Annotated in this window: 18 protein-coding genes; 9 read left to right on the top strand and 9 right to left on the bottom strand. The window is 59.2% G+C overall.

From position 1 onward, the window contains the following. From AD948_RS08610 to AD948_RS08585, 6 genes are all read right to left on the bottom strand, one after another. A partial coding sequence (locus tag AD948_RS08610) for an SPFH domain-containing protein (RefSeq protein WP_248845971.1) occupies positions 1-583 on the bottom strand: 583 nt, incomplete at its 3' end. A 52-nt stretch (positions 584-635) separates the two neighbouring features. Next, on the bottom strand, positions 636-1,058 hold the full coding sequence (hisI, locus tag AD948_RS08605; protein ID WP_006559819.1) for a phosphoribosyl-AMP cyclohydrolase: 423 nt from the start codon (positions 1,056-1,058) through the stop codon (positions 636-638). Next, positions 1,055-1,927 (bottom strand): CAF17-like 4Fe-4S cluster assembly/insertion protein YgfZ, encoded by an 873-nt coding sequence (gene ygfZ, locus AD948_RS08600; protein ID WP_061471496.1) that lies wholly within the window; start codon positions 1,925-1,927, stop codon positions 1,055-1,057. Before ygfZ ends, hisI begins: the two co-directional genes overlap by 4 nt. 42 nt (positions 1,928-1,969) lie before the next feature. Then, positions 1,970-3,736 (bottom strand): asparagine synthase (glutamine-hydrolyzing), encoded by a 1,767-nt coding sequence (asnB, locus tag AD948_RS08595; protein WP_061471495.1) that lies wholly within the window; start codon positions 3,734-3,736, stop codon positions 1,970-1,972. After that, the gene (locus AD948_RS08590; RefSeq protein WP_082782374.1) at positions 3,736-4,815 is read right to left on the bottom strand and encodes a glycosyltransferase; all 1,080 of its coding nucleotides are present in this window, start codon (positions 4,813-4,815) and stop codon (positions 3,736-3,738) included. The genes asnB and AD948_RS08590 overlap by 1 nt, the downstream gene beginning before the upstream one ends. Beyond that, positions 4,812-5,717 carry a glycosyltransferase family 9 protein gene (locus tag AD948_RS08585; RefSeq protein WP_061471494.1) on the bottom strand — a complete coding sequence of 302 codons (906 nt, stop codon included), beginning with the start codon at positions 5,715-5,717 and terminating at the stop codon, positions 4,812-4,814. Before AD948_RS08585 ends, AD948_RS08590 begins: the two co-directional genes overlap by 4 nt. 192 nt (positions 5,718-5,909) lie before the next feature. Between AD948_RS08585 and AD948_RS08580 the strand changes: the two genes are divergently transcribed. From AD948_RS08580 to der, 4 genes are all read left to right on the top strand, one after another. Then, on the top strand, positions 5,910-6,302 hold the full coding sequence (locus AD948_RS08580; protein WP_039905359.1) for a hypothetical protein: 393 nt from the start codon (positions 5,910-5,912) through the stop codon (positions 6,300-6,302). 182 nt (positions 6,303-6,484) lie between these two features. Then, entirely contained in the window at positions 6,485-7,177 is a 693-nt protein-coding gene (locus AD948_RS08575; protein WP_058988506.1) for a tetratricopeptide repeat protein, read from the top strand. Positions 7,178-7,185: 8 nt separating this feature from the next. Beyond that, on the top strand, positions 7,186-8,580 hold the full coding sequence (locus AD948_RS08570) for a PQQ-like beta-propeller repeat protein (protein WP_050942394.1): 1,395 nt from the start codon (positions 7,186-7,188) through the stop codon (positions 8,578-8,580). Next, positions 8,573-10,027 carry a ribosome biogenesis GTPase Der gene (gene der / locus AD948_RS08565; protein WP_082782373.1) on the top strand — a complete coding sequence of 485 codons (1,455 nt, stop codon included), beginning with the start codon at positions 8,573-8,575 and terminating at the stop codon, positions 10,025-10,027. The genes AD948_RS08570 and der overlap by 8 nt, the downstream gene beginning before the upstream one ends. A gap of 114 nt (positions 10,028-10,141) precedes the next feature. Here der and AD948_RS08560 read toward each other — a convergent pair whose 3' ends face one another. Next, positions 10,142-11,485 (bottom strand): GntT/GntP/DsdX family permease, encoded by a 1,344-nt coding sequence (locus AD948_RS08560; protein WP_061471493.1) that lies wholly within the window; start codon positions 11,483-11,485, stop codon positions 10,142-10,144. A gap of 315 nt (positions 11,486-11,800) precedes the next feature. Between AD948_RS08560 and AD948_RS08555 the strand changes: the two genes are divergently transcribed. Continuing rightward, the gene (locus tag AD948_RS08555) at positions 11,801-13,192 is read left to right on the top strand and encodes an MFS transporter (protein WP_006557546.1); all 1,392 of its coding nucleotides are present in this window, start codon (positions 11,801-11,803) and stop codon (positions 13,190-13,192) included. On the opposite strand, the gene AD948_RS08550 is transcribed toward AD948_RS08555, so the two are convergent. Then, positions 13,193-14,620, bottom strand: coding sequence for a glutamate--cysteine ligase (locus AD948_RS08550; protein WP_058988508.1), 1,428 nt, complete (start codon positions 14,618-14,620; stop codon positions 13,193-13,195). 64 nt (positions 14,621-14,684) lie between these two features. Further along, positions 14,685-15,449, bottom strand: coding sequence for a 16S rRNA (uracil(1498)-N(3))-methyltransferase (locus AD948_RS08545; RefSeq protein ID WP_061471492.1), 765 nt, complete (start codon positions 15,447-15,449; stop codon positions 14,685-14,687). 311 nt (positions 15,450-15,760) lie between these two features. Between AD948_RS08545 and ubiA the strand changes: the two genes are divergently transcribed. From ubiA to AD948_RS08525, 4 genes are all read left to right on the top strand, one after another. Further along, on the top strand, positions 15,761-16,684 hold the full coding sequence (gene ubiA / locus AD948_RS08540; protein WP_061471491.1) for a 4-hydroxybenzoate octaprenyltransferase: 924 nt from the start codon (positions 15,761-15,763) through the stop codon (positions 16,682-16,684). Between the two features lie 212 nt (positions 16,685-16,896). Next, positions 16,897-17,598: a LolA family protein gene (locus AD948_RS08535; protein WP_061471490.1), complete on the top strand. Its 702-nt coding sequence runs from the start codon at positions 16,897-16,899 to the stop codon at positions 17,596-17,598. A gap of 518 nt (positions 17,599-18,116) precedes the next feature. Further along, positions 18,117-19,484, top strand: coding sequence for a replication-associated recombination protein A (locus tag AD948_RS08530; RefSeq protein ID WP_061471489.1), 1,368 nt, complete (start codon positions 18,117-18,119; stop codon positions 19,482-19,484). A 10-nt stretch (positions 19,485-19,494) separates the two neighbouring features. Continuing rightward, positions 19,495-20,478 carry an RluA family pseudouridine synthase gene (locus AD948_RS08525; protein ID WP_006557539.1) on the top strand — a complete coding sequence of 328 codons (984 nt, stop codon included), beginning with the start codon at positions 19,495-19,497 and terminating at the stop codon, positions 20,476-20,478. The last annotated feature ends 23 nt before the right edge of the window (positions 20,479-20,501 follow it).

Genomic DNA, 20,501 nt, shown 5'->3' with positions numbered 1-20,501 from the left:
ATCCGGTAGAAATTGGTGCGGTCATTATATGGCGGCTGGCAAGCAGGCGCAAAGCGGTCTCACTTTGGGCTGAGACATAAAGGCCGTAATTATCTACTTCCAGTGTGGCACGTGCAGCCTGTGCCACCCGCCATATAATGACCGCACCAATTTCTACCGGATTCCCCACGGCATCATTGACCTTGAGGGGCCCTGTTTCCTGGGTTTTAAGCCGTAGGGAGAGTTTCTGTCGGGTATAAAACGGGTTCAGCCAGCAGAAACCAGCCTGCGTGAGTGTTCCCTTATATTTTCCAAACAGCAGGCAGACGGCGGCCTCGTTCGGCTGAAGAATGATCAGGCCTTTCAGCAGGAAAAAGGTCAGCAGAAAACAGGCAATGCCAACAACCGGCAACGCGGGGGACAGTATCGGAGGATGGCCTGCAAGGTAAAAAAGCCACGCACCGGCAAGAACAAGCGCCAGACACGTTGCCAGCACAGGCCACGCGCTGATGGCGCGGAACGTGTATTCAGTAATGTGCCCGGAGCGGATAGAAGGCTCACCCTCAGGCCGTGCAGTGTTGGGAGACTGTGGGGCTGAGGGCATGGCGCGCGTCCTTTATGAAGGGGGCGGGGAAGGAAAGATGCGGGCTCTGGCTTTAAGAATGAGTGTGCCCGTAGAGCTGGTTGGGATCAATTTCCGGTTTGGTCAGTTCTACCAGTCCATCCGGCTCAAATGCACGATAAAAACAGCTTCTGCGCCCCGTGTGACACGCCACGCCAATCTGATTGACCAGAAGCAGAACGGCATCAGCATCACAATCCAGCCGGGCTTCATGCAGATGTTGCACCTGTCCGGATGTTTCGCCTTTGCGCCAGAGTTTTTTGCGGCTGCGGGAATAATAGCACACACGGCCCGTTTGCAGGGTTTCCCGCAGGGCGTCACGCGTCATCCATGCAATCATCAGCACTTCGCCTGTATCATGCTGCTGGGCAATGGCGGCGATCAGGCCGGATGCGTCAAAATTGACGGCCTCCAGCATGGAGTCAATTACGGCGGCGGAAGGGGCTGTGTAGGTCATGAAGGCTCAGGATTTTCAGAGGTGGAAGATGGTGCATCAAGGGCTGCGGTGAGCCACGCTGGCGGACGAGGTACCAGTTTGTGGCCGTCACAAAGTAAGGTTTTTTCAAGGGCTGCTGTTTTGAGAAGGGCCAGACCGACATGGTCCTGAGAAGACCGTAATGTGCCAACCTCTACGTTGTCTGCCAGAATGGGGGTGCCGGGCGCGGGCAGAGGGGCGGTGCTGGCAACAGGCACAAGCCGACGTTTGACCAGCGTGCGGTAATGCATGCGTGCGGTCACTTCCTGCCCCATATAGCAGCCTTTGGTCCAGGAAACCCCGCCCAGAAGATCCATGTTGGTTTCTGCCACCAGCGTGCGGCCCACTTCACAATCCTGCACGCCATCGGGCAGACCCAGAACCAGCCGGTGCAGGTTATAATCCTGTTCGGTTGCAGTCAGCGTGGTTTCTGGCGGGGCATCAAGCAGACGCCAGCCAGCGGCTTCCACGCGGGGGTCTGCAAAGGTAATGGCGTTTTCCAGCAGGGCGGCTTCCGGGCGTTCTCCCCACGCAGCCAGCACGCGTATGCCTGTTGGCTCCAGTTGCACGTCAGACCGCAGGCGGAAACGCAATAGCTGCTTGCGCAGGGCTTCGGCCTGTTCCGTTGCGCAGTCCAGCAGCAGGCAGGTGTCATCGGGGTCTGCTACAATAAAGAAATCGGCCTGCCAGCGTCCCTGCGGAGTCAGGCAGGCGGACCATGCTGCCGTCCCGGGTGTGAGGGCGGCAATATCGGCTGTAACCAAGCCCTGTAGAAATTTCACACGGTCTGCGCCAGACAGCTTCAGAACGGTTCGGTTTTCAAGCAGGGCAACATGCGTGATGGGTGGCATGGCGTCTTCTCCCAGAAGCAGGACGATCTTCTTGAAATGAGGTTACTGGCTTAACGTTTCAAATACATCCCCGGCGGGGGCAAGGCCACGTATGTGTGTGCGGTGCCACAGGGCATAGAATAGCAGTGTCCATGCCGCATGGCCTGTCTTGCGGCCTCCGGCGGCTTGGAACAAGGCGCGTACACGGTCTGGTCGGGCAATTTCCTGAATGCAATCCTGTTGCGCCACCAACGTACCCAGGCGCTCGGCTTCCTTGGCAATCCATGCGCCGATGGGAACGGTAAAGCCCTGTTTTGGAGCAAAGGGTCTGGCTGCGGGACAATGCAGTTCAAGCCACCGGCGTAACAGCCATTTTCCTTTGTCCCCACGTACCCGCAGCGTATCAGGCAGCCGCCATGCAATATCCGCCACCACGGGGTCCAGCAGGGGCGTGCGGCCTTCCAGCCCGTGCGCCATAAGGCAGCGGTCCAGCTTTATCAGCAGATCATTGGGGAGCCATTCGGCGCAATCCACCGCTTGGGCCGCTGCAAGCCGAGAAGGGGCGGTAGAAGCATTGACTTCGGCAGCCATGATGCCATCACGCCAGTCGGCCGGTTGGGTGCGCAGTACATTCAGCCCATCAAACATGCCACGACGCCACATGCGTCGCCCCCCACGCCACCATGGGCGGATGGCTGACCGGTATCGACCATACCCGCAGAACAGTTCATCCCCGCCTTCTCCCGAGAGGATGACGCGCACGTCTTCCGCTGCTTTTCGGGCAAGGAACCATGTGGGGATAATGGCATAGTCGGCTACGGGATCATCCATGCAGGCTACAATGGCGGGCAGGTGGTCCCATACCATGGGCGCGGTAATCCGCACCGTTTCATGTTCGGCCTGCACGCCGCGAGCCAGTTCTGCTGCGGCATCTGCTTCATCCGCTGCGTTGCTGGCTTCAAAAACGGCAGTCCATGTGCGGAGCTTTTCCGGGCGCGGCAGGCGCGCCATGGCGGTCAGCAGGCTGGCGCTGTCTATGCCACCGGAGAGGAACAGGCCAAAAGGCACATCAGAGCGCTCATGGGCCTGCACGCTGTTCATCAGGGCAGCATCAAGCCGATGAAGGGCGTCTTCTTCCCCAAGTGCGGGTTGATCAGGCTGCACGTCAGGCAGGGCCGAACAATGCTGGCGATCCAGAATACGACCTTGGACGACGCGTACCGTTTCACCGGGCATGACGCGATGAATGGTGTTGAAAATGGTTTCCCGCCCGGTGGTGAACTGAAGTTGCAGCAATTCATCTCGTGCGGATGGGCGCATTGTGCGGGGCGCGAGCCCTGCGGCCAGCAGTACACCGGGTTCTGATGCAAACGCCAGTCCGCCGTCAAATTCCGTGACATAAAGTGGCTTTATGCCGAATGGATCACGGGAGAGGAGGAGTTCTTCCTGTGCGCTGTCATAGAGGGCGATGGCATACATGCCCCGCAGCCCCCGAGCATAATCTGTTCCGTTGCGTTCCCATAAAAGCAAGGGGGATTCACAGTCGCTGCCGGTTTTGAAATGGCTCTGCCCGATCTGGTGACGGATTTGGGGGTCATTATAAATCTCGCCATTGGCAATAAGCGTACCCGTCCCTGCGGAAAGCGGCTGGTCTCCACCGGCCAGATCAATAATGGACAGGCGGGTATGAACCAGATCAGCATGCGGCAGGCGGGCAAAATGAGCACCGTCTGGCCCGCGATGCTTCAGGGCTGCGGCCATGCGGTCCAGCACATCCTGCGGCTTTGGGGATGTGCCGCGGGTATAGACCAGTCCGCCAATGCCGCACATCAGGGGGCCTCCACTGAGGAGAGAAACTGCTGCCAGGCAGTTAGAACCGGGCCAGTGGCGAATATCTGGTCATAATCCGCGCGCCCTGCAAGGGCCAGCCTATGCGCAAGAGCGGGGTCTTCCAGAACTGTGCCAAGTTGGTGTGCAAGAGCTTGCGCATCTTCTACGGGAGCCAGCAGACCGTTTTCTCCAGAACGGATCAATTCCGTAGGTCCCTGAGACGCCGCAGCCACAACCGGTTTAAGGGCGGAAAACCCTTCAATCACCACATTCCCCAGCGGCTCATGACGGGAAGGGCAGACCAGCACGGAGCAGGCACGGATCAATCCTCCCGGTTGTGTGGCCCAGCCCGGCATCAGCACACGGTCGGCGACCCCTTCCTGTCGGGCAAGTGCTTCAAGCGCTTCGCGTTCCGGACCTTCTCCGCAGATCACCAGCCATTGGCCGGGTAAATACCGCATGGCGCGGATCAGTACATCAAACGCCTTGTTCTTATGCAGGCGGCCAAGCGCCAGAATAAAAGGGGCATCGGGCGGCACGCCATCGGGACGGACAGGGGCCGTATCGGCAAGGTCCGTGGCGAAATTGGGCAGATAATGCACACGGTTTTCCGGCCAGCCCTGTTCCTTCATCCACCGGACCAGACCATGTGTGTTGCCAATCAGATGGTCGCATCGGCGATAATAAGAAAGATCATAAAACCCGCCCAGTCGCCCGGCTAAAACCCAGTTTCCCTTTGGGGTGAAGCGGGCTGCACGGTTCATCCATGCAACCGTGACACGGGGTGCAAAGGCCGTAAGGGCCCGTTTCAGACGCCAGCGGGTGGTAAGGTCCGCCATGCCGCCAAAGGTGAGTTCTGTCGGGGCAATACCGCCCGCCTGCATCCGCTGGGCGCGGGCTTTTTCCCGTCGAATAACGGGGAGCACGGATAGCCCCGAGGCCGCCTGTGCGATGCACAGACGTTCAAAAAACAGTTCAGCACCGCCTGTCGCCGCACCGGCCATCACATGCGCGACACGGAGGGGCGCGCTGGGGCCGGAGGAGGCAGGTAGAGGAGAGTGCGGCATGATCGGGCTCATAAATCTGTTTCCGCCAGCAGGCGCCTTGCGGCTTGTGCAACCGTGGGAACGCTCAGGCCCGCAATCGGCGCGTCGCCTTCTGGCCCCGGAGCAATCACCCATGCCGTATGTTTGCCTGAGGGTGCGTATTCTGACGCACGAGAGGGACCAAATAGCCCCAGTGTGGGAGTGCCTGTCGCGGCGGCCAGATGCATGAGGCCGGAATCATTGCCGATATACAGGCGGCAGCGGGCCAACATGGCGGCAACCTGAGGCAGCGAGAAATGACCGCCTGCATCCACCGCATTGGGAAGGGCGTTCAGAACGGGTTCCGCAAGGGCGCGCTCCTGCGGGCCGGGACCATAGAAAATGACAGGTCGAGCCTGAGGCATGGTGGCGGAAAGGGCGTCCCATAACGGCAGGTAACGGTCTGTGGGCCAGATCTTTCCGGTCCAGTTGGCGGTTGGCCCCAATGCGATAAGTGGCTGGTCTGCCGGTAAGGTAGCCGCCGCAACAGCTTTGTCTGCTTCGCTCAGCCAGACGGTAGGCAATGGAGGTGGGGTAAGTCCCAGCACCTTGGCCAGGTGGGTTACGCGTCGGCCGGGCCGACGACCGCCGCGCATGATCAGTCTTTTACGGCTACGGAGAAAAAGCGTGGTGGCAGAGCCGCGTAGATCAATGGTCAGATCCCATTTCTGCCCGATGCAGGCTTTCCATAAATCCAGCCAGTGCAGATCGTATTTGCGTTTGTCCATCACCAGCACTTTGTCGAGTCCCGGCAGGTTCTGGAACAGCCCGGCGGCGACAGGGCCGCAGGCAATGGTAAAACGGGCATCAGGTATGGTGCGTATCAGATGTGCCAGCAGGCCAGTGGAGAGCACGGCATCGCCCAGGCGTGTGGCCGTGATGAAGAGAATACGCATTAGACCTCTGTTATACCGCCCTTTTGTTTTTTCCAAGGCAGGGGAGAGGATGGGCGTGAGCCCGTGCTGCGTGAAGAGGGTCTGGACATTTATACAGCCTGTGCCATGAACCCGGCGTTGCAGCGGCCGCCTGATTTTTACCTTTGTGGTGTGTCAGGCAGGAGAGGTTGCTTATCACAGGGAATAAAAAAAATGAGGAAAGGTTTTTTTCTGGTTTGTGGCGTAGCCGTTATGGCGAGCCTGCCGACTGCGGGCGGTAAGGCGCAAGCCGCTACCACCGCCTGGACGGCATCAGCCTGCGGTGCTGAGCCCACCATGCCTTCCATGGATGTCTCCTCGGTCGAACATTATAACGCCAGCGTTGACAAAGCCACGGCCTACGAAAAAGCGGCCCGCGCCTATAACAGTTGTGTTGCGCGCACTGCCAATAAGGAAGAAACAGCCATCAGCAATGAAGCGCGCGAAAAAATTGCGCACATTCATGAAGGCAGTGCTGCGGTGCAGAAGCGGATTGCAGCCAATTTCAGCCGCATGACGGCAACCCTCAAGACGGGAAGCAGCAAGTTCGGAGGGGCGTCTCACTAAATAAAGTGTCCGGCGGGAGGCATGCCGGTCGGGCAACGTCCTGTCCGGTATGGGGGAAAACGCACGCGGTGCACGCCTGTTAGGGGCTGTCTTTCCGGAGTGGTGCCTTGTATGATGCGTGCATGTAGGGCAGATATGCCCGTTACGCACTTATAGTTAGCCAGAACGGGAACGGGCCAGACGTGGCAGAAGATGTTTTCAAGGAAGTTGATGACGAACTGAAGGCAGAGCGCCTGCGGCAGGCCGCCCGTCGTTACGCGGGGCTGGGGCTTGGGGTGCTTGTGGTGGTTCTGGCAGGTGCGGGCGCATGGTCCTGGCATCTTTCAAGCCAGAAATCAGCCTCTCTTGCCGCGACAGGCACTTATCTGACCGCGCTGCGGCAGACGGATCATCTCCCTCCGGCTTCCGAAAATCTTACGCCTTTGGGTGAAACAGCGCAGGCCGGTCTTGCCAGCCTGCAGAAGCTCGCAGCCTCCAGCCCTGATGGCATTGCCACCCTTGCGCGTTTGCAGGAAGGGGCTGTGCAGGCCGCTCATGGCGACATCAAAGCGGCGCTGGCGGCATGGGATGCCGTGCAGAATGACCAGAAGGCAGACCCGCTCCTGCGCCAGCTTGCCACGCTGTTGTGGTGCCAGAAACAGATTGATGCAGGTGACATTCCAAGCCTGCGCTCGCGCCTTTCCGTGCTGACGGGCAAGGACAAGGCATGGCATGGGCTGGCGACCGAAGCGCTCGCCACGCTGGATGTAAGGGAAGGGCATATGGATGATGCCCGCAAGAAATTTGCAGAACTGGCTGCGGCGGATGATGTGCCCTCTGGCGTAAGAAGCCGGGCGCAGGCAATGACCCAGGCACTGGATCCTTCGGCAGGGTGAGGCATTTCATGACCAAGACGCGCTTTTCTACCGTTGTGCGGGCCTCCCTGGCGCGCCGGAAACTTCTGGCCGGGGCGGCGCTTGCGCCAGCGCTGGCCGGATGCAGCCTGTTTGATGAAGACGAAAAGCCCATTCTGGCTGGCCACCGGACAGATGTGCTGTCCTCCGGTTCCGGTCTGGAAGTAGACAAGGAAGACCATACCTCCATCACCCTGCCAGATCCGATCACGGTTTCTGAATGGCCGTTGGTGGGGCGTGTGAGCTCCCATGTGGGCAGCAACTATAAGTGGGCTGGGCTACGGGAACGGTGGTCCAAATCCATCGGGGCCGGTATTTCCGAGCCGGACATGCTGGCATGGGCGGCGCTGGGCGGTTTTGGCCGCGGGCTGATCCAGTCTTCCCCTGTTATCCAGAATGGTCGCCTGTTCATTATGGATGCGCAGGGCATTGTGCGGGCGTTCTCTTGGCCACGCATGTCTCATCTCTGGACGGTTGACCCCAAGCCTAAAAAGATGCGCTCCAGCAATCTGGGCGGCGGCGTGGCTGTGGATGGAGACACGGTTTATATTGTCAGCGCCATTTCAGAAGCGCTGGCGGTCAATGCCTCAACCGGCAAGGTGAAGTGGCGGTCAGATATCGGCACTCCTGGTCGGTCCGCTCCTACGGTTGTTGATGGACGTGTCTTTTTTGGCACGATTGATGAACGCTTTTTTGCGCTGGATGCCGCTACAGGCCGCCAGCTTTGGTCCTATGGGGCCACGCAGGCAGATACAACGGTGTTTGGTCTGCCCGCGCCAGCCTATGCCAATGGCGTGGTGATTGGTGGCTTTGGCGGGGGAGACCTGGTGGCCTTCCGTGCTGAAACGGGTGAGGTTGTGTGGAGCGACATGCTTGGCAACGTAAGCAGCCAGGCCAGCACCCTGAACCTGACCTGTGTGCGCGGTCTGCCCGTGGTGGTGGACAGCACTGTCTATGCTGTCAGTATGGCGCAGGTTCTGGCCGCGGTGGACATTCGGACCGGGCGCCGCCTGTGGGAGCGTGCCGTTGCCAGCCAGAACAGCATTCTGTGCGTAGGGGACTGGCTGTTTGTGGTGTCTCTGGACGAACAGCTAACCTGTATTGATCGTCTTTCCGGCCATGTGCGCTGGATTACGCAGTTGCGTCGCTTCCGCCGTGTGGATGTGAGCAAAGATATCATAACGTGGATGGGCCCCGTTATGGCAGGGGGACAACTGGTTTGCATCAGTACCCTGCCCGGCAACGGAGTGGTGCGGGTTAACCCTGTAACCGGTGGCATTATCTCCGTTGATTCCTCTGATGCGGTTTCTTTCGTGCCGCCTATTGTTGTTGATGAGCAAATGTTGATTGTAACAAACGACGGAAAGCTGCGCTCTTATGGCTGATCGCCGTCGGCCCATGCGGCCTGTTGCGCCGCTTCCTTCCGGTGATCTACCGGTCGTGGCCATTGTTGGCCGCCCCAATGTTGGAAAATCCACTCTTTTCAATCGGTTGGTTGGACGGCGTCAGGCTCTGGTGGCAGATACCCCCGGCGTGACGCGGGACCGTAAGGAAGGTCTGGCCATTCTACGCGGCCGGCATGTCCGCCTGATTGATACTGCCGGGTTGGAAGAAGCCGCGCCGGATACCTTGTTCGGCCGCATGCGCTCGTCATCCGAAGGTGCGATGGTGAACGCGGCGCTGGTGCTGTTCTGTGTGGACGCCCGTGCCGGCATTACCCCGGCAGATGAGCATTTTGCCCAATGGGTGCGCCGTCAGGGCCGTCCGGTGTTGCTGGTGGCTAACAAGGCCGAAGGTCGGTCCGGCGCTGCCTCCGCCATGGAAGCCTATGCACTTGGGTTGGGTGAACCGGTTGCAGTTTCTGCCGAGCATGGGGAAGGTCTTGCTGACCTCATGTCTGAAATTGTGGAGCATCTGCCCCCGGAACCAGAGCCGGAAGAGCCAGAATTTCCGGAAGAAGACTTTGCCGTTGATGACGTCGATCTTCCAGAAGGCGAGGACGTTCCTGATGTCGGCCCCAAAGGCCCCATGCGTCTTGCCATTGTTGGTCGCCCCAACGCGGGGAAATCTACCCTGATGAACGCCCTTCTGGGTGAAGAGCGGATGATTACCGGCCCAGAACCGGGGCTGACCCGCGATTCGGTTGCTGTTACGCTTTATGATGATGGTGACGAGTTCGAGGTTGTGGACACCGCCGGTCTGCGCCGTAAGGCGCGGATTGATGAGGCGTTGGAAAAAATGTCCGTCTCAGCTTCCATCGAAGCACTGAAAATGGCGGAAGTCGCTGTGCTGGTGCTTGATGCCACGCTGGGCGTGCATGAGCAGGATTTGCAGATTGCCCGCCTGATTGAGCGGGAAGGCCGTGCGTGTGTTCTGGCCCTCAATAAATGGGACATGGTGGAAGACCGGGTTGGCACGCGCAAAGCCATTCTGGATCGGCTGAGCATTTCTCTGGCGCAGATGCGCGGCGTGCCGGTGGTAACGTTCTCTGCGCTGACCGGGGCAGGGTTGCGTCGTCTGCTTCCTGCCGTGCGAGATGCGTGGACGGTATGGAACGCGCGGGTACCAACAGGCGAACTCAACCGCTGGTTTGAAGCAGCGCTTGAACGCCATACCCCGCCGCTGGTGGAAGGCCGTCGCCTGAAGCTGCGTTATATGACGCAGGTGAAGTCCCGCCCGCCCACGTTTGTTATTTTCGGCACCCGTGCGGAATTGCTGCCGGAAGATTACAAGCGGTATCTGGTCAATGGCCTGCGTGAAACGTTTGATCTGCCGGGCGTGCCTATTCGCTTACAGTTGCGTGGCACAAAAAACCCTTATGCCGATCGCTGAGATATCGGTTTTCTGGTATTGGTTATTGTAAAGAAATGCTTTCTTCTTTCGGGAAGGAAGCATTTTTTTGTTTGGGGCAGGATTTTACAATAGCCCAATCTGGCGATTTGTATCTCAGTGAATAATCCATGAAAGCGGCAGGCAGATCAGCAGGCCGAGTATCGCGATCAGGGTTTCTATAACCGTCCAACTGCGCAGGGTCTGGCTGAGATTCATGCCCAGATATTCTTTTATCTGCCAGAATCCGGCATCATTCATCAGACTCAGCCCGACTGACCCGGCACCAGTTACCAGCACCAGCAGTTCTGGTGACACCGTGGGGGAAGACGCCAGAATGGGGCCAACAATGCCTGATGCTGTGGTGGTGGCCACCGTTGCGGACCCAGTGGCAATGCGGACCAGAAGCGCGAGCAGCCATGCCAGCACCAGCAGCGGAACATGTGCGCCCAGTGCCATGTCCGTAATGGAATGGGAGAGGCCACTGTCAATCAGCTCCCGGCCAAATCCGCCGCCCGCGCCAATCAGCAGCATGATGGTTGCTGTGGGGGCCAGACATTCGTTGGAAAAGCGCAGAATGGTCTCGCGCGAGAGACCACTGACGCTACCGAGCAGCCAGAAGGACATCAGGGTTGCGACCAGCAGGGCGATATCTGTATTTCCCAGAAAATGCAGCAGCCGATACTGCCATGCGGCCGGAGGATAGATCATTTCCGCCACCGCGCCACCGAGCATGAGGATAACAGGCATCAGCAACGTAAGGCAGGACAGGACAAAAGAAGGACGTTTCTGCGGGGAAGACGCGCGCGTGAACTGGGCGGCCAGAGGTGTGGGCTCAATCTCTCCCAAACGGGGAACAATGTAATAGGCGTAAAGAGGTCCGGCAATTGCGGCGATGGGTGTGCCCACCAGTATCCCCCAGAACAATGTGCGCGCGGTGTGGGCATGATAGGCGGAAATGGCCAGAAGTGTTGCGGGGTGAGGCGGCACCATGGCGTGCGTAACCGAGAGTGCTGCCGCCATAGGAAACGCCAGCATGGTCAATGGCAGGCTGTTCTGGCGGGACAGCACAACAGCAAGCGGAATCAGCAACACAAACCCGACTTCATAAAACACAGGCAGACCAACCAGCAGGCCGATCACCATCATGGCCCAGTTCAGCCGCCTTTTGCCCGCAACGCGGGAAATGGTGAGCGCAATCTGATCAGCGCCTCCCGTTTCAGCCAGAATCTTTCCCAGCATGGTGCCAAGGGCCATAACCCCCGCAACATGCCCGAGCACATGGCCCATGCCCGCCTCAAACGACGCCACGGCTTTCTCGGCCGGCATACCGGCGACCAGCGCCAGCCCAACCGAGACGATAAACAGCGTGATGAACGGGTTGAGGCGTACCCATCCAATCAGGAAAACCAATGTCAGAATGGCGGCGGCTGTCAGAACCGTAGCGAGAAGAGGCGTCATGATCGGAGGATGGAGCGAGGTGGCTGGGGGATGTCAACTCCTTCCTTGCGGGCAAACTGTTTCAGCCTGCCGCATTCCGTGAAAAACTTTGGGCACAAGGATGTGAGAACAGGGAGAATGCCCCATCGCGTAAAACAGGCCATGTTATATCAAGTGGATTGCACGTTTTCGTGTGGAGCGACGCACATGCGCACCGCAACGCATCATACGAAGGCGGAAGCCGAGATAAAATGCTTTCTCTTTAGGAAGAGGAATGGCACAGAAGCGCGCGGCGCAAGATCATGACGCGAATGAAACAGGAGCTTCGGCAAGCCCATGACAGACCTTGCGCATCCGGCTGAGCGCGTAACAACTTCCCCTTCTACCGATGGCTTGCAGGGTTCGGCACGCACCTTGGCTGTGATTGCTGTCTCTCTTTCCGTTTTGTTGGCGCTGCTGGATTACGCCATTGCCAATGTGGCCTTGCCGGATATCGGGCGCGATCTCCACGCATCAGCTTCATCCTCAATCTGGGTGGTGAACGCCTATCAGCTTGCCAGTCTGGTCTCCCTTCTGCCTCTGGCGTCTTTGGGAAGTAAGGTCGGATTTTCCCGCCTCTGCCGGGTGGGGATCATGGTGTTCATGGTTTCCTCCCTGCTATGCGCTACGGCAACCTCCCTGCCCATGCTGGCGGGCGCGCGGGTGCTGCAGGGCATTGGGGGCGCGTGCATCATGAGCGTAAATATTGCGCTGCTGCGCTTTATTTACCCTCATGCGGAAATCGGGCGTGGCATTGCCCTGAACGGCGTGGTTGTGGCTGTGGGGGTGGCGCTTGGCCCTACAGCGGCAGCCGTTATTCTGAGTGTTGCTTCCTGGCCGTGGCTGTTCTGGGTCAATCTGCCGTTGGGGGCTTTGGCGCTTATTATGGCGTTCAAGGCATTGCCGGAAACGCCCCGGAGCAATCAGAAATCTGACACGTTGGGCAGTTTTCTGTGCATTCTGGGCGTAGGGGCATTGGTTATGGGGTGTGATGAACTCTCCCATCACGGCAATGTTGCCCTGTCTGTCTGCCTGATTTTGATCGGGCTTGGTGCTGGTGTGGTACTGGTGCGGCGGGAAGCGGAAGCACCGCAGCCCATTCTGCCGGTTGATCTGCTGGCCAAGCCAGATTTCACCGTGGCGTTTGTCACGGGCTTTCTGGGGTTTGTCGCTTCCAATTTCTACATTATTTCCATGCCGTTCACTTTGCATGACGAACTGGGGCTGAGCGCCGCGCTGACGGGCTTGCTGATTACACCATGGCCTATTGGCATCATGTGTGCCGCCCCCGTGGTGCGGCGCGTGGCAGATAGTGTTTCTGCCGGTGTGCTGTCATCCATCGGGCTTTCTGTCACGGCAACCGGCTTTTTGCTGCTGTGGCTTTTACCGTTGCAGCCCTCGGTTTTTGATATCGCCTGGCGCACGGCAGTAGCCGGGTGGGGGTTCGGCTTTTTTCAGCCGCCCAATAATCGCGCCATGATGGTTTCTGTCTCCCATGCCCGTGCTGGCGGGGCCAGTGGCATGGTGCAGGTGGCGCGTCAGGCCGGGCAGGCGTTTGGGGCGATGGGGGTTGCGGCGTTCTTCGCGCAGTTTGCGCATGAAGGCGCGCGGGCCTGCCTGCTGGCTGCCACCTGTGTTGCGGCAAGTGCGGCGGCTTTAAGTGCAAGCCGCCTGTTTATGCGCGGGTGATCAGATCTCGCTTTCCAGGAAGATCCGGCTGGTGTCACCCATCCATGCTCCGTAATAGCGGTCCAGCCACCGTTCAGCCTGTGTGGGGGCACCAGCGGCAAGAGCGGTGAGGGGGGCCAGATAGGCCCATTCTTCCACGCCGTTCTCATCCACAATTCCACGCCCCTGCAAACCATCCATGGCAATGCCGATCATCTGTGCGGCCAGATCGCGCACAGTGCCTTCACCCCATGGCGTATCCAGGGCCTGCATGGGCACAAGGCTCCGCAGCTTTACGTAGTCTTCCCACGGGCGTTCACATACCAGTTCGTAAGCAGCTTCCAGTGCGGCATCATCATAAAGTAGACCAACCCACAGGGCGGACTGCGCCATCATCATTTCAAAGGAGCCCGCATCGGCTCCCCGCATTTCCAGAAACTGCTTCAGGCGCACATCCGGGAAAGCTGTGGTCAGGTGGTCTTCAAAATCACCCAGCGTAGGGGTGACATCTTCCAGACCGTCCTGATGCTCACCATTCATCCAGGCGCGGAAAGACCGGCCTGCCACGTTGCGCATTTTGCCATTGCGCATGATGAAATACATCGGCACATCCAGCGCCCACTCTGCGTAGCGCTCAAAACCGAAATCTTTTTCAAACACGCAGGCAGGCATGCCGGAACGGCCATTGTCCGTATCCGTCCAGATCCGTGCCCGGTTGGAGAGGAAGTTGTTGGGCTTGCCCTCGACAAACGGCGAGTTGGCGAACAGGGCGGTCGCAACAGGTTGCAGGGCCAGCGAGACCTGCATCTTACGCACCATGTCCTGTTCCGAACCAAAATCCAGATTAACCTGCACCGTGCAGGTGCGCTGCATCATGTCCAGTCCCAGTTTGCCCACCTTGGGCATGTAATCCCGCATGATGGCGTAGCGGGATTTGGGCATCCACGGCAGATCTGCGCGGCTGGCGGTTGGGTGGAACCCCAGTGGTGCAAAGCCTAGGCCCAGCTTGCGGGCCAAGGGGCGCACTGTTTCATAATGGTCGTTCAGTTCCTGCGCGGTTTCATGCAATGTTCGCAACGGCGCACCGGAAAGTTCAAACTGTCCCGCCGGTTCAAGCGAAATTCCAGCGCCTTTGGCATCATTCTGGCCTTTCAGACCGATAATGCTGCCGGCATCCATAATGGGCTGCCATTCATCAGGCGCGCTTTTCTGCATCCCCATAAGCAGGTCTTCAATCCCGGCAGGGGCGTAGGGTGGGGCGGCATAGGCTGGGCGGCCCCCCTGTGGGTTGCTGCCATTGCTGGCGGCTTCCGGGCGGATGAAGCCAAATTTCTCATGCTCGGTGCCAATGCGCCACGCGTCTCGAGGTTTGCATCCCTGCGCCAGAATTTCGGCCAACTGCGAAACAGAGCGGACAGGCGTGTCGTCTAGGGCACCAGCGTTGGACATGAGAGCGTATTGTTCCTTGAAAATCGGGCCGTGACGCTGCACGGCCCAGAACGGAGAAGTCAGGTTATTGTGACTGATCCTGCGCAGAGCGCAAGCCATCACCCATCAATGCCAGTCCGGCCGCTACGGCGGTATCTGCCCGAAGCACCAATGGTCCAAGTGATACCGGGGCAACAAAGGGGCGCGCAAGCAGGGCCTGACATTCCGTATCACTCAGACCGCCTTCCGGGCCAATCAGCAGGCCATCACCGGCCCGGGCATGGTGGAAGGTCAGGCTTGGGGCCAGCCCTCTGTCCTGCGTGCGTTCTACGGCCGCGAACAGACGGTGGTTTTCCGGCCATGTGCCTAGCAGCGTTGTCAGGGCGCAGGGTTTGGCCACTTCCGGAATATCCATCCGTTCGCACTGTTCCGCAGCTTCAGTTGCAATGGCGGTCAGGCGGTCAAGATTGACGCGGTGGGTGTTGGTGCGCTCGGTTATCAGGGGCTGGAAAGACGTGACGCCCAGTTCCGTGCCCATGCGCAGGACCAGATCCGTGGCATCGCGTTTCAGCAGGGCGAAAGCAAGAACAAGGGAAGGGAGTGTCTGCGGTGTGCGAAGGCGTTCCGTTAAGGTCAGGCTGCCTTTGTCTTTGCGGATGTCTCCCAGTGTTGCCAGCCATTCTCCCACGCTGGCGTTGAAGACGCGCACGGAATCGCCCGCCTGCTTGCGCAGAACCGTGCCCAGATAGCGGGCTTGCGCAGGAAGGAGCGGGCAGGCGGACCCAGCCGCTGCTGCGGGAAGGGCGTCGGCTGGCAGGTAAAGGCGGGGCAGGTGGGCGTGGACGCTCATACTCGGATAATCTGGCTAAAAGGAGAGCGGGCGGAACGCCCAGAGGAGAAGGAGGCCACATTTAGGCGGGAACGGGGCGTTATGCAAAGTGCTTCATGGCCAGCCGATTTGTGGCGGGCTTCCAATCGTCGTATGAAAGCTGCGGATTATCGTTTTGATGCTGCTGCAGAGGGCAGTCAGGGCGGTTAGATGAACGTGCATCTTCATGGCACGGGTGGTTTGAGGGCTGGCGATTCTGTAAGAAGCTGTTCAGGCAGCTTTTATGGCTGCCATTCATAAAAAGTTTCAGCAATCAGGGATAAGTCAGCCCCGTGTCCGTATCAGCCTCTTCTTCCCATACTGATATCAAAACCACGGGGTGGATTGCCCGTCTTCCGGCAGGGTTGCGGGCTTATGCCCTGCTGGCGCGGCTTGATCGGCCCATTGGCACCTGGCTGCTGTTTCTGCCCGGGGTGTGGGGCATCCTGCTGCCGCGTGATGTGGCGGTGGCAGAACGGGTGCGGCTGATTATCCTGTTTGGCATTGGCAGTCTTGTCATGCGCGCGGCGGGCTGCGTGGTGAATGATATGTGGGACCGCGATATTGACCGGCAGGTGGCGCGCACGGCAGGGCGGCCGTTGGCATCCGGAGCGTTGAGCATGCGGCAGGCCACCCTGTTTCTGCTGCTGCTGCTGCTGATCGGGCTGGCGGTTCTGGTGCAGTTGAACGGATTATCCTGCCTGCTTGGTGTGTCTTCTCTGGTGCTGGTGGCCCTGTATCCGTTGGCAAAGCGGTTTACGTGGTGGCCGCAACTGGTGATGGGCTTCACGTTCGGGTTTGGCGCGCCCATGGGGTATGCCGCTGCTGCAGGCTCACTCTCCTGGGCTCAGGCGGCGCTCTATGGTGCGACTATCCTGTGGCAGCTTGGATTTGATACCATATACGGCTTTCAGGACATGGAGGACGATGCCCGCATTGGCGTGAAGTCCACGTCTCGTTTGTGGGCATCGCAGGCGCGGGGGTTCATTGGCGCCTGCTATGCGGGAATGGTGGTGTTGCTGGTCCTTGCCGGAGGGCTGGCGGGTGTTGGTCTGCTGTTCTGGCCCGCGCTGCTTCTGCCGGTTGTGCTGCTGGCGCGGCAGGCGGCTGGCGTTAATCCGGCCGATCCAGCCATGTGCCTGTCACAGTTTCGCTTCAGCCGTGAAATTGGACTGGCAGTCGCACTGGCGCTTGCACTCGGGCTTATCGCTGTATGAGGTGATGGGCGGTGGTTTCAAAGAGAACCGGCTTGCGCTGATATGGTTGTAAGGCATGGTCTCTGACGTAAAAAGGCCCAGCCCGTTCTTCATTCAGGACTTTTGAGGCAGCCTCTTACTGTTTGCGGCACGCTGCCATAATAATGGCGTGAGAAGGCTGTCTGGTGGCAGGCTTTGTGCCTCATGGGCCACGAGTAGGAATAACAGAACATATGACCAAGGTTTTGCGCGCCTTTTCCTCGTTTCGTCAGTGTCTGATGGCCGGTGCCGTGCTGCTGCCCGTTGCTGTGGTGAGCTTCTTGCCCGTGGCATCGGCTCAGGAGGCTGGAGCACGGATGTCCGTGCCCCAACAAGAGACGTCTGCTCCAGAAGCGGCACCGCTCTCCGATTCTGACCGTGCCTGGCTGGCGAAGATCGAGCAGACGCTGAACAGTGCCACCACCTTTCAGGCGCGGATGCAGCAACTGGATGCGGATGGTAAGCGGACAACCGGTGTGGTGTGGATGAAGCGCCCCGGTCAGATGCGTCTGGCGTATGATCCGCCAACCCCGCTTGTACTGGTGGCGAACGAAGGCAAGGTGGTGTTCCGGGATAACCAGTTGGACCAGACCACGGTTATTCCCATGGAACGGACTCCACTGGGGTTGTTGCTACGCCAGCATATCAGCCTGTCTGATGATGTGACGGTAACAGGTTTTGCGCATGAAAGTGGCCTTGTTCAGGTGTCCTTGGTGCGAACGTCCTCTCCAGGGGATGGTAGTCTGACTCTGGTCTTTCATGACAAACCCCTCTCTTTGCGGTCATGGAGCGTACTGGACGCACAGGGACGCGAGACGCGTGTGACACTGTTTGATGTGCATACGGGGATCAGCATTCCCCCCAATACATTTACGCTTCCTGCTCAGCCTGAATAAGAAACCGGACGGCCATGAATGTCGGCGGTAGAGGAGTTTCCACCTGATTTTCTCAGGTTCGGGCTGTCGTGTGCAGTGTTGAGTTTAGAAGCTGGTTTAAAAAATCAGTAGAAGGAGGTTGGTGAGGGCTTTTTGATGCAGAAAGGCGAAGTTGAAGACCTGACGTTAGCGACCGGGGCGAAAACTCAGTGCATTCAGTCTCAAAAGAGACCTGCCAGACCGATCCGACAGAGTTCTCAAGCAGCTTCCTAAAAACCTATTGCTCCTCCGTCCTTAGGGAGGTGCCCCAGTTTTTCTGATGGTACCAGTATGAAGCATAAGGGCTGCGTTCTCCGTCGCGGAGCGTCCTGTAGGCAAGCAAAGACACTGATGGGGCGTGGTCGGTCTCGGATTCTTTCCGGGGGTGGCTGGAAAAAGCCGGGCTACAGGCCGATATAGAAAGACGGAATAAAAGTGCGTCGGCTGTTTGCAAAGCAGGGGCAGTAACGCGGACCAGGATAGAACAAGGCGATAAGGGTATGGCGGCACGGCGGACAACGCCCATGGCGGGAGATCTTTTTGGGGAGGATGCACCTCCGCCGAATTTTGATGCTGCCATGTCTGCCTCGGCGCGTTCTGCCCCTAACCAACCGCTGGCGGACAGGCTTCGGCCCAACCGGCTGGAAGATGTGGTGGGGCAGGGGCATTTGCTGGGGCCGGATGGCAGCCTTACCCGCATGCTGGAAAGGGGCTCTCTGGCCAGTCTGATTCTGTGGGGCGGCCCGGGTGTGGGGAAGACCACCATTGCCCGCCTTCTTGCACAGGCGGCAGGTTTGAAGTTTGTGCAGCTTTCAGCCGTGTTTTCCGGCGTGGCAGACCTGAAAAAAGCGTTTGAAAATGCGCGGCGGCAGGCGGAAGCCGGTGGCGGTACACTGCTGTTTGTAGATGAAATTCATCGTTTCAACCGTGCCCAGCAGGACGGGTTTCTGCCCGTGGTGGAAGACGGCACCATTGTGCTGGTCGGGGCGACAACCGAGAATCCGTCCTTTGCGTTGAACTCGGCACTTTTGTCGCGCTGTCAGGTGATGGTGCTGAACCGGCTGGACGATTCCGCTATGGAAGCCCTGCTGGTGCGCGCAGAAGAGGAAACGGGGCGGCCGCTCCCCCTCACGGAAGAAGGGCGCGCCACATTGCGTGCCATGGCGGACGGGGATGGCCGTTATCTGCTGAACATGGTCGAGCAGCTTCTCAGCCTGAAAACGGAACAGCCGCTGGATGCGCAGGCACTCGCCCGGCTGCTGGCCAAGCGGGCCGTGTTGTATGACCGGGACCGTGAAGAACATTACAATCTGATTTCCGCCCTGCACAAATCCCTGCGCGGGTCAGACCCGGATGCGGCGTTGTACTGGTTTGCCCGGATGCTGGAAGGTGGGGAGGACCCCCGTTATCTGGCTCGCCGGTTGACACGCTTTGCGGCGGAAGATGTTGGCATGGCAGACCCGCACGCTCTGCCGTTGGCTATTGCCGCGTGGGAAACGTACGAACGGCTTGGTTCGCCGGAGGGGGAACTGGCGCTGGCCCAGCTTGTGGTGCATCTGGCCACGGCCCCCAAATCAAACGCCGTTTATAAAGCTTATGGTGCGGTGCGCCGTGCCGCCAAGGCGACAGGCAGCCTGATGCCGCCAGCCCATATTCTGAATGCGCCCACACGGCTGATGCAGGATATCGGCTACGGCAAGGGGTATGAATATGATCATGACGCGGAAGAAGGCTTCTCCGGCCAGAATTATTTTCCGGACGGGATGAAGCGTCAGACCTTCTATAATCCTACCGGCAGGGGGTATGAACGGGAGGTCCGACACCGGCTTGAAACATGGGCCCGCTTGCGGGATCGGCGTCAGTCGTGAATATCGTGCCATGAGTGTTGTGATTCTGACCGTAAGCGAGGACGAGGCGGACATTCGCCTTGATCGCTATTTCCGCCGCCATTACCCGCATTTAACGCAGGGCGCGCTCCAGAAACTGTGCCGTACAGGGCAGATTCGGGTGGAGGGCAAACGTGTGGAGGCCTCTACGCGCCTGCAACCGGGGCAGTCCGTGCGGGTGCCGCCTATCCCCAAGGCTGTTAAACCAGCGCCAGATACGCCCCGTCAGCTTGATGAACGGCTGGTGCGTGAAATCAAGGGTATGGTCCTGTATCAGGACAAGCAGGTGATTGTGCTGAACAAGCCTGCCGGTCTGGCTGTGCAGGGTGGCCCCGGCATTACCAAGCATGTGGATATGATGCTGGATGGCCTGCGGGCGGAAGCGGATGATCCGCGCCCCCGGCTGGTGCATCGGATCGACAGGGATACCTCCGGCCTGCTGCTGCTGGCCCGGACTCCGGGTGTGGCCGCAAAGCTGGCGGAGGCTTTCCGTGGGCGGGATGTGAAAAAAACCTATTGGGCCGTTGTGGTCGGCCGTCCTGATCCGCTGGCCGGGGAAATTGATCAGCCTCTGGCCCGGCTGGGTGCGGGTGCCAATGCTATTATGGTGGCGGCAGACCGCAAGGATGAGGATGCGCAATATGCGCGCTCCACCTACGAGGTGGTGGATGCTGCGGCCCGGAAGTTCTCGTGGCTGGCTCTTTCGCCGCTTACGGGCCGTACGCATCAGTTGCGCGTTCATTGCGAGTCCCTTGGCACGCCCATTCTGGGTGACCCGAAATATGGCGGTGCAACCGCGCATGTGGACGGGTTCAAGGATCAGCTTCATCTGCATGCCCGTGAACTGGACATGCCGCACCCTGCGGGAGGACGTCTGGTGGTCACAGCCGAATTACCGCCGCATATGCGTGAGACCTTCCGTGCTCTGGGCTTTACGCCGGGTTCAACGCCCAAGCCTGTCCGTCGGGGCGGGTAAAGGGGCAGGGCTTCGCTATCAGG

Source organism: Acetobacter senegalensis, from assembly GCF_001580995.1.
In the GTDB taxonomy this organism is placed as follows: domain Bacteria; phylum Pseudomonadota; class Alphaproteobacteria; order Acetobacterales; family Acetobacteraceae; genus Acetobacter; species Acetobacter senegalensis.
The sequence above is the reverse complement of the archived record's forward strand: the minus strand, read 5'-3'. Positions and strand labels throughout refer to the sequence as shown.

Excerpts from the sequence above, each read along its gene's own strand:
- hisI (WP_006559819.1), bottom strand. The coding sequence starts at position 1,058 with ATGACCTACACAGCCCCTTCCGCCGCCGTAATTGACTCCATGCTGGAG.
- ygfZ (WP_061471496.1), bottom strand. The coding sequence starts at position 1,927 with ATGCCACCCATCACGCATGTTGCCCTGCTTGAAAACCGAACCGTTCTG.
- asnB (WP_061471495.1), bottom strand. The coding sequence starts at position 3,736 with ATGTGCGGCATTGGCGGACTGGTCTATACCCGCGGCACATCCCCAAAG.
- AD948_RS08590 (WP_082782374.1), bottom strand. The coding sequence starts at position 4,815 with ATGAGCCCGATCATGCCGCACTCTCCTCTACCTGCCTCCTCCGGCCCC.
- AD948_RS08585 (WP_061471494.1), bottom strand. The coding sequence starts at position 5,717 with ATGCGTATTCTCTTCATCACGGCCACACGCCTGGGCGATGCCGTGCTC.
- AD948_RS08580 (WP_039905359.1), top strand. The coding sequence starts at position 5,910 with ATGAGGAAAGGTTTTTTTCTGGTTTGTGGCGTAGCCGTTATGGCGAGC.
- AD948_RS08570 (WP_050942394.1), top strand. The coding sequence starts at position 7,186 with ATGACCAAGACGCGCTTTTCTACCGTTGTGCGGGCCTCCCTGGCGCGC.
- der (WP_082782373.1), top strand. The coding sequence starts at position 8,573 with ATGGCTGATCGCCGTCGGCCCATGCGGCCTGTTGCGCCGCTTCCTTCC.
- AD948_RS08560 (WP_061471493.1), bottom strand. The coding sequence starts at position 11,485 with ATGACGCCTCTTCTCGCTACGGTTCTGACAGCCGCCGCCATTCTGACA.
- AD948_RS08555 (WP_006557546.1), top strand. The coding sequence starts at position 11,801 with ATGACAGACCTTGCGCATCCGGCTGAGCGCGTAACAACTTCCCCTTCT.
- AD948_RS08550 (WP_058988508.1), bottom strand. The coding sequence starts at position 14,620 with ATGTCCAACGCTGGTGCCCTAGACGACACGCCTGTCCGCTCTGTTTCG.
- AD948_RS08545 (WP_061471492.1), bottom strand. The coding sequence starts at position 15,449 with ATGAGCGTCCACGCCCACCTGCCCCGCCTTTACCTGCCAGCCGACGCC.
- AD948_RS08535 (WP_061471490.1), top strand. The coding sequence starts at position 16,897 with ATGACCAAGGTTTTGCGCGCCTTTTCCTCGTTTCGTCAGTGTCTGATG.
- AD948_RS08530 (WP_061471489.1), top strand. The coding sequence starts at position 18,117 with ATGGCGGCACGGCGGACAACGCCCATGGCGGGAGATCTTTTTGGGGAG.
- AD948_RS08525 (WP_006557539.1), top strand. The coding sequence starts at position 19,495 with ATGAGTGTTGTGATTCTGACCGTAAGCGAGGACGAGGCGGACATTCGC.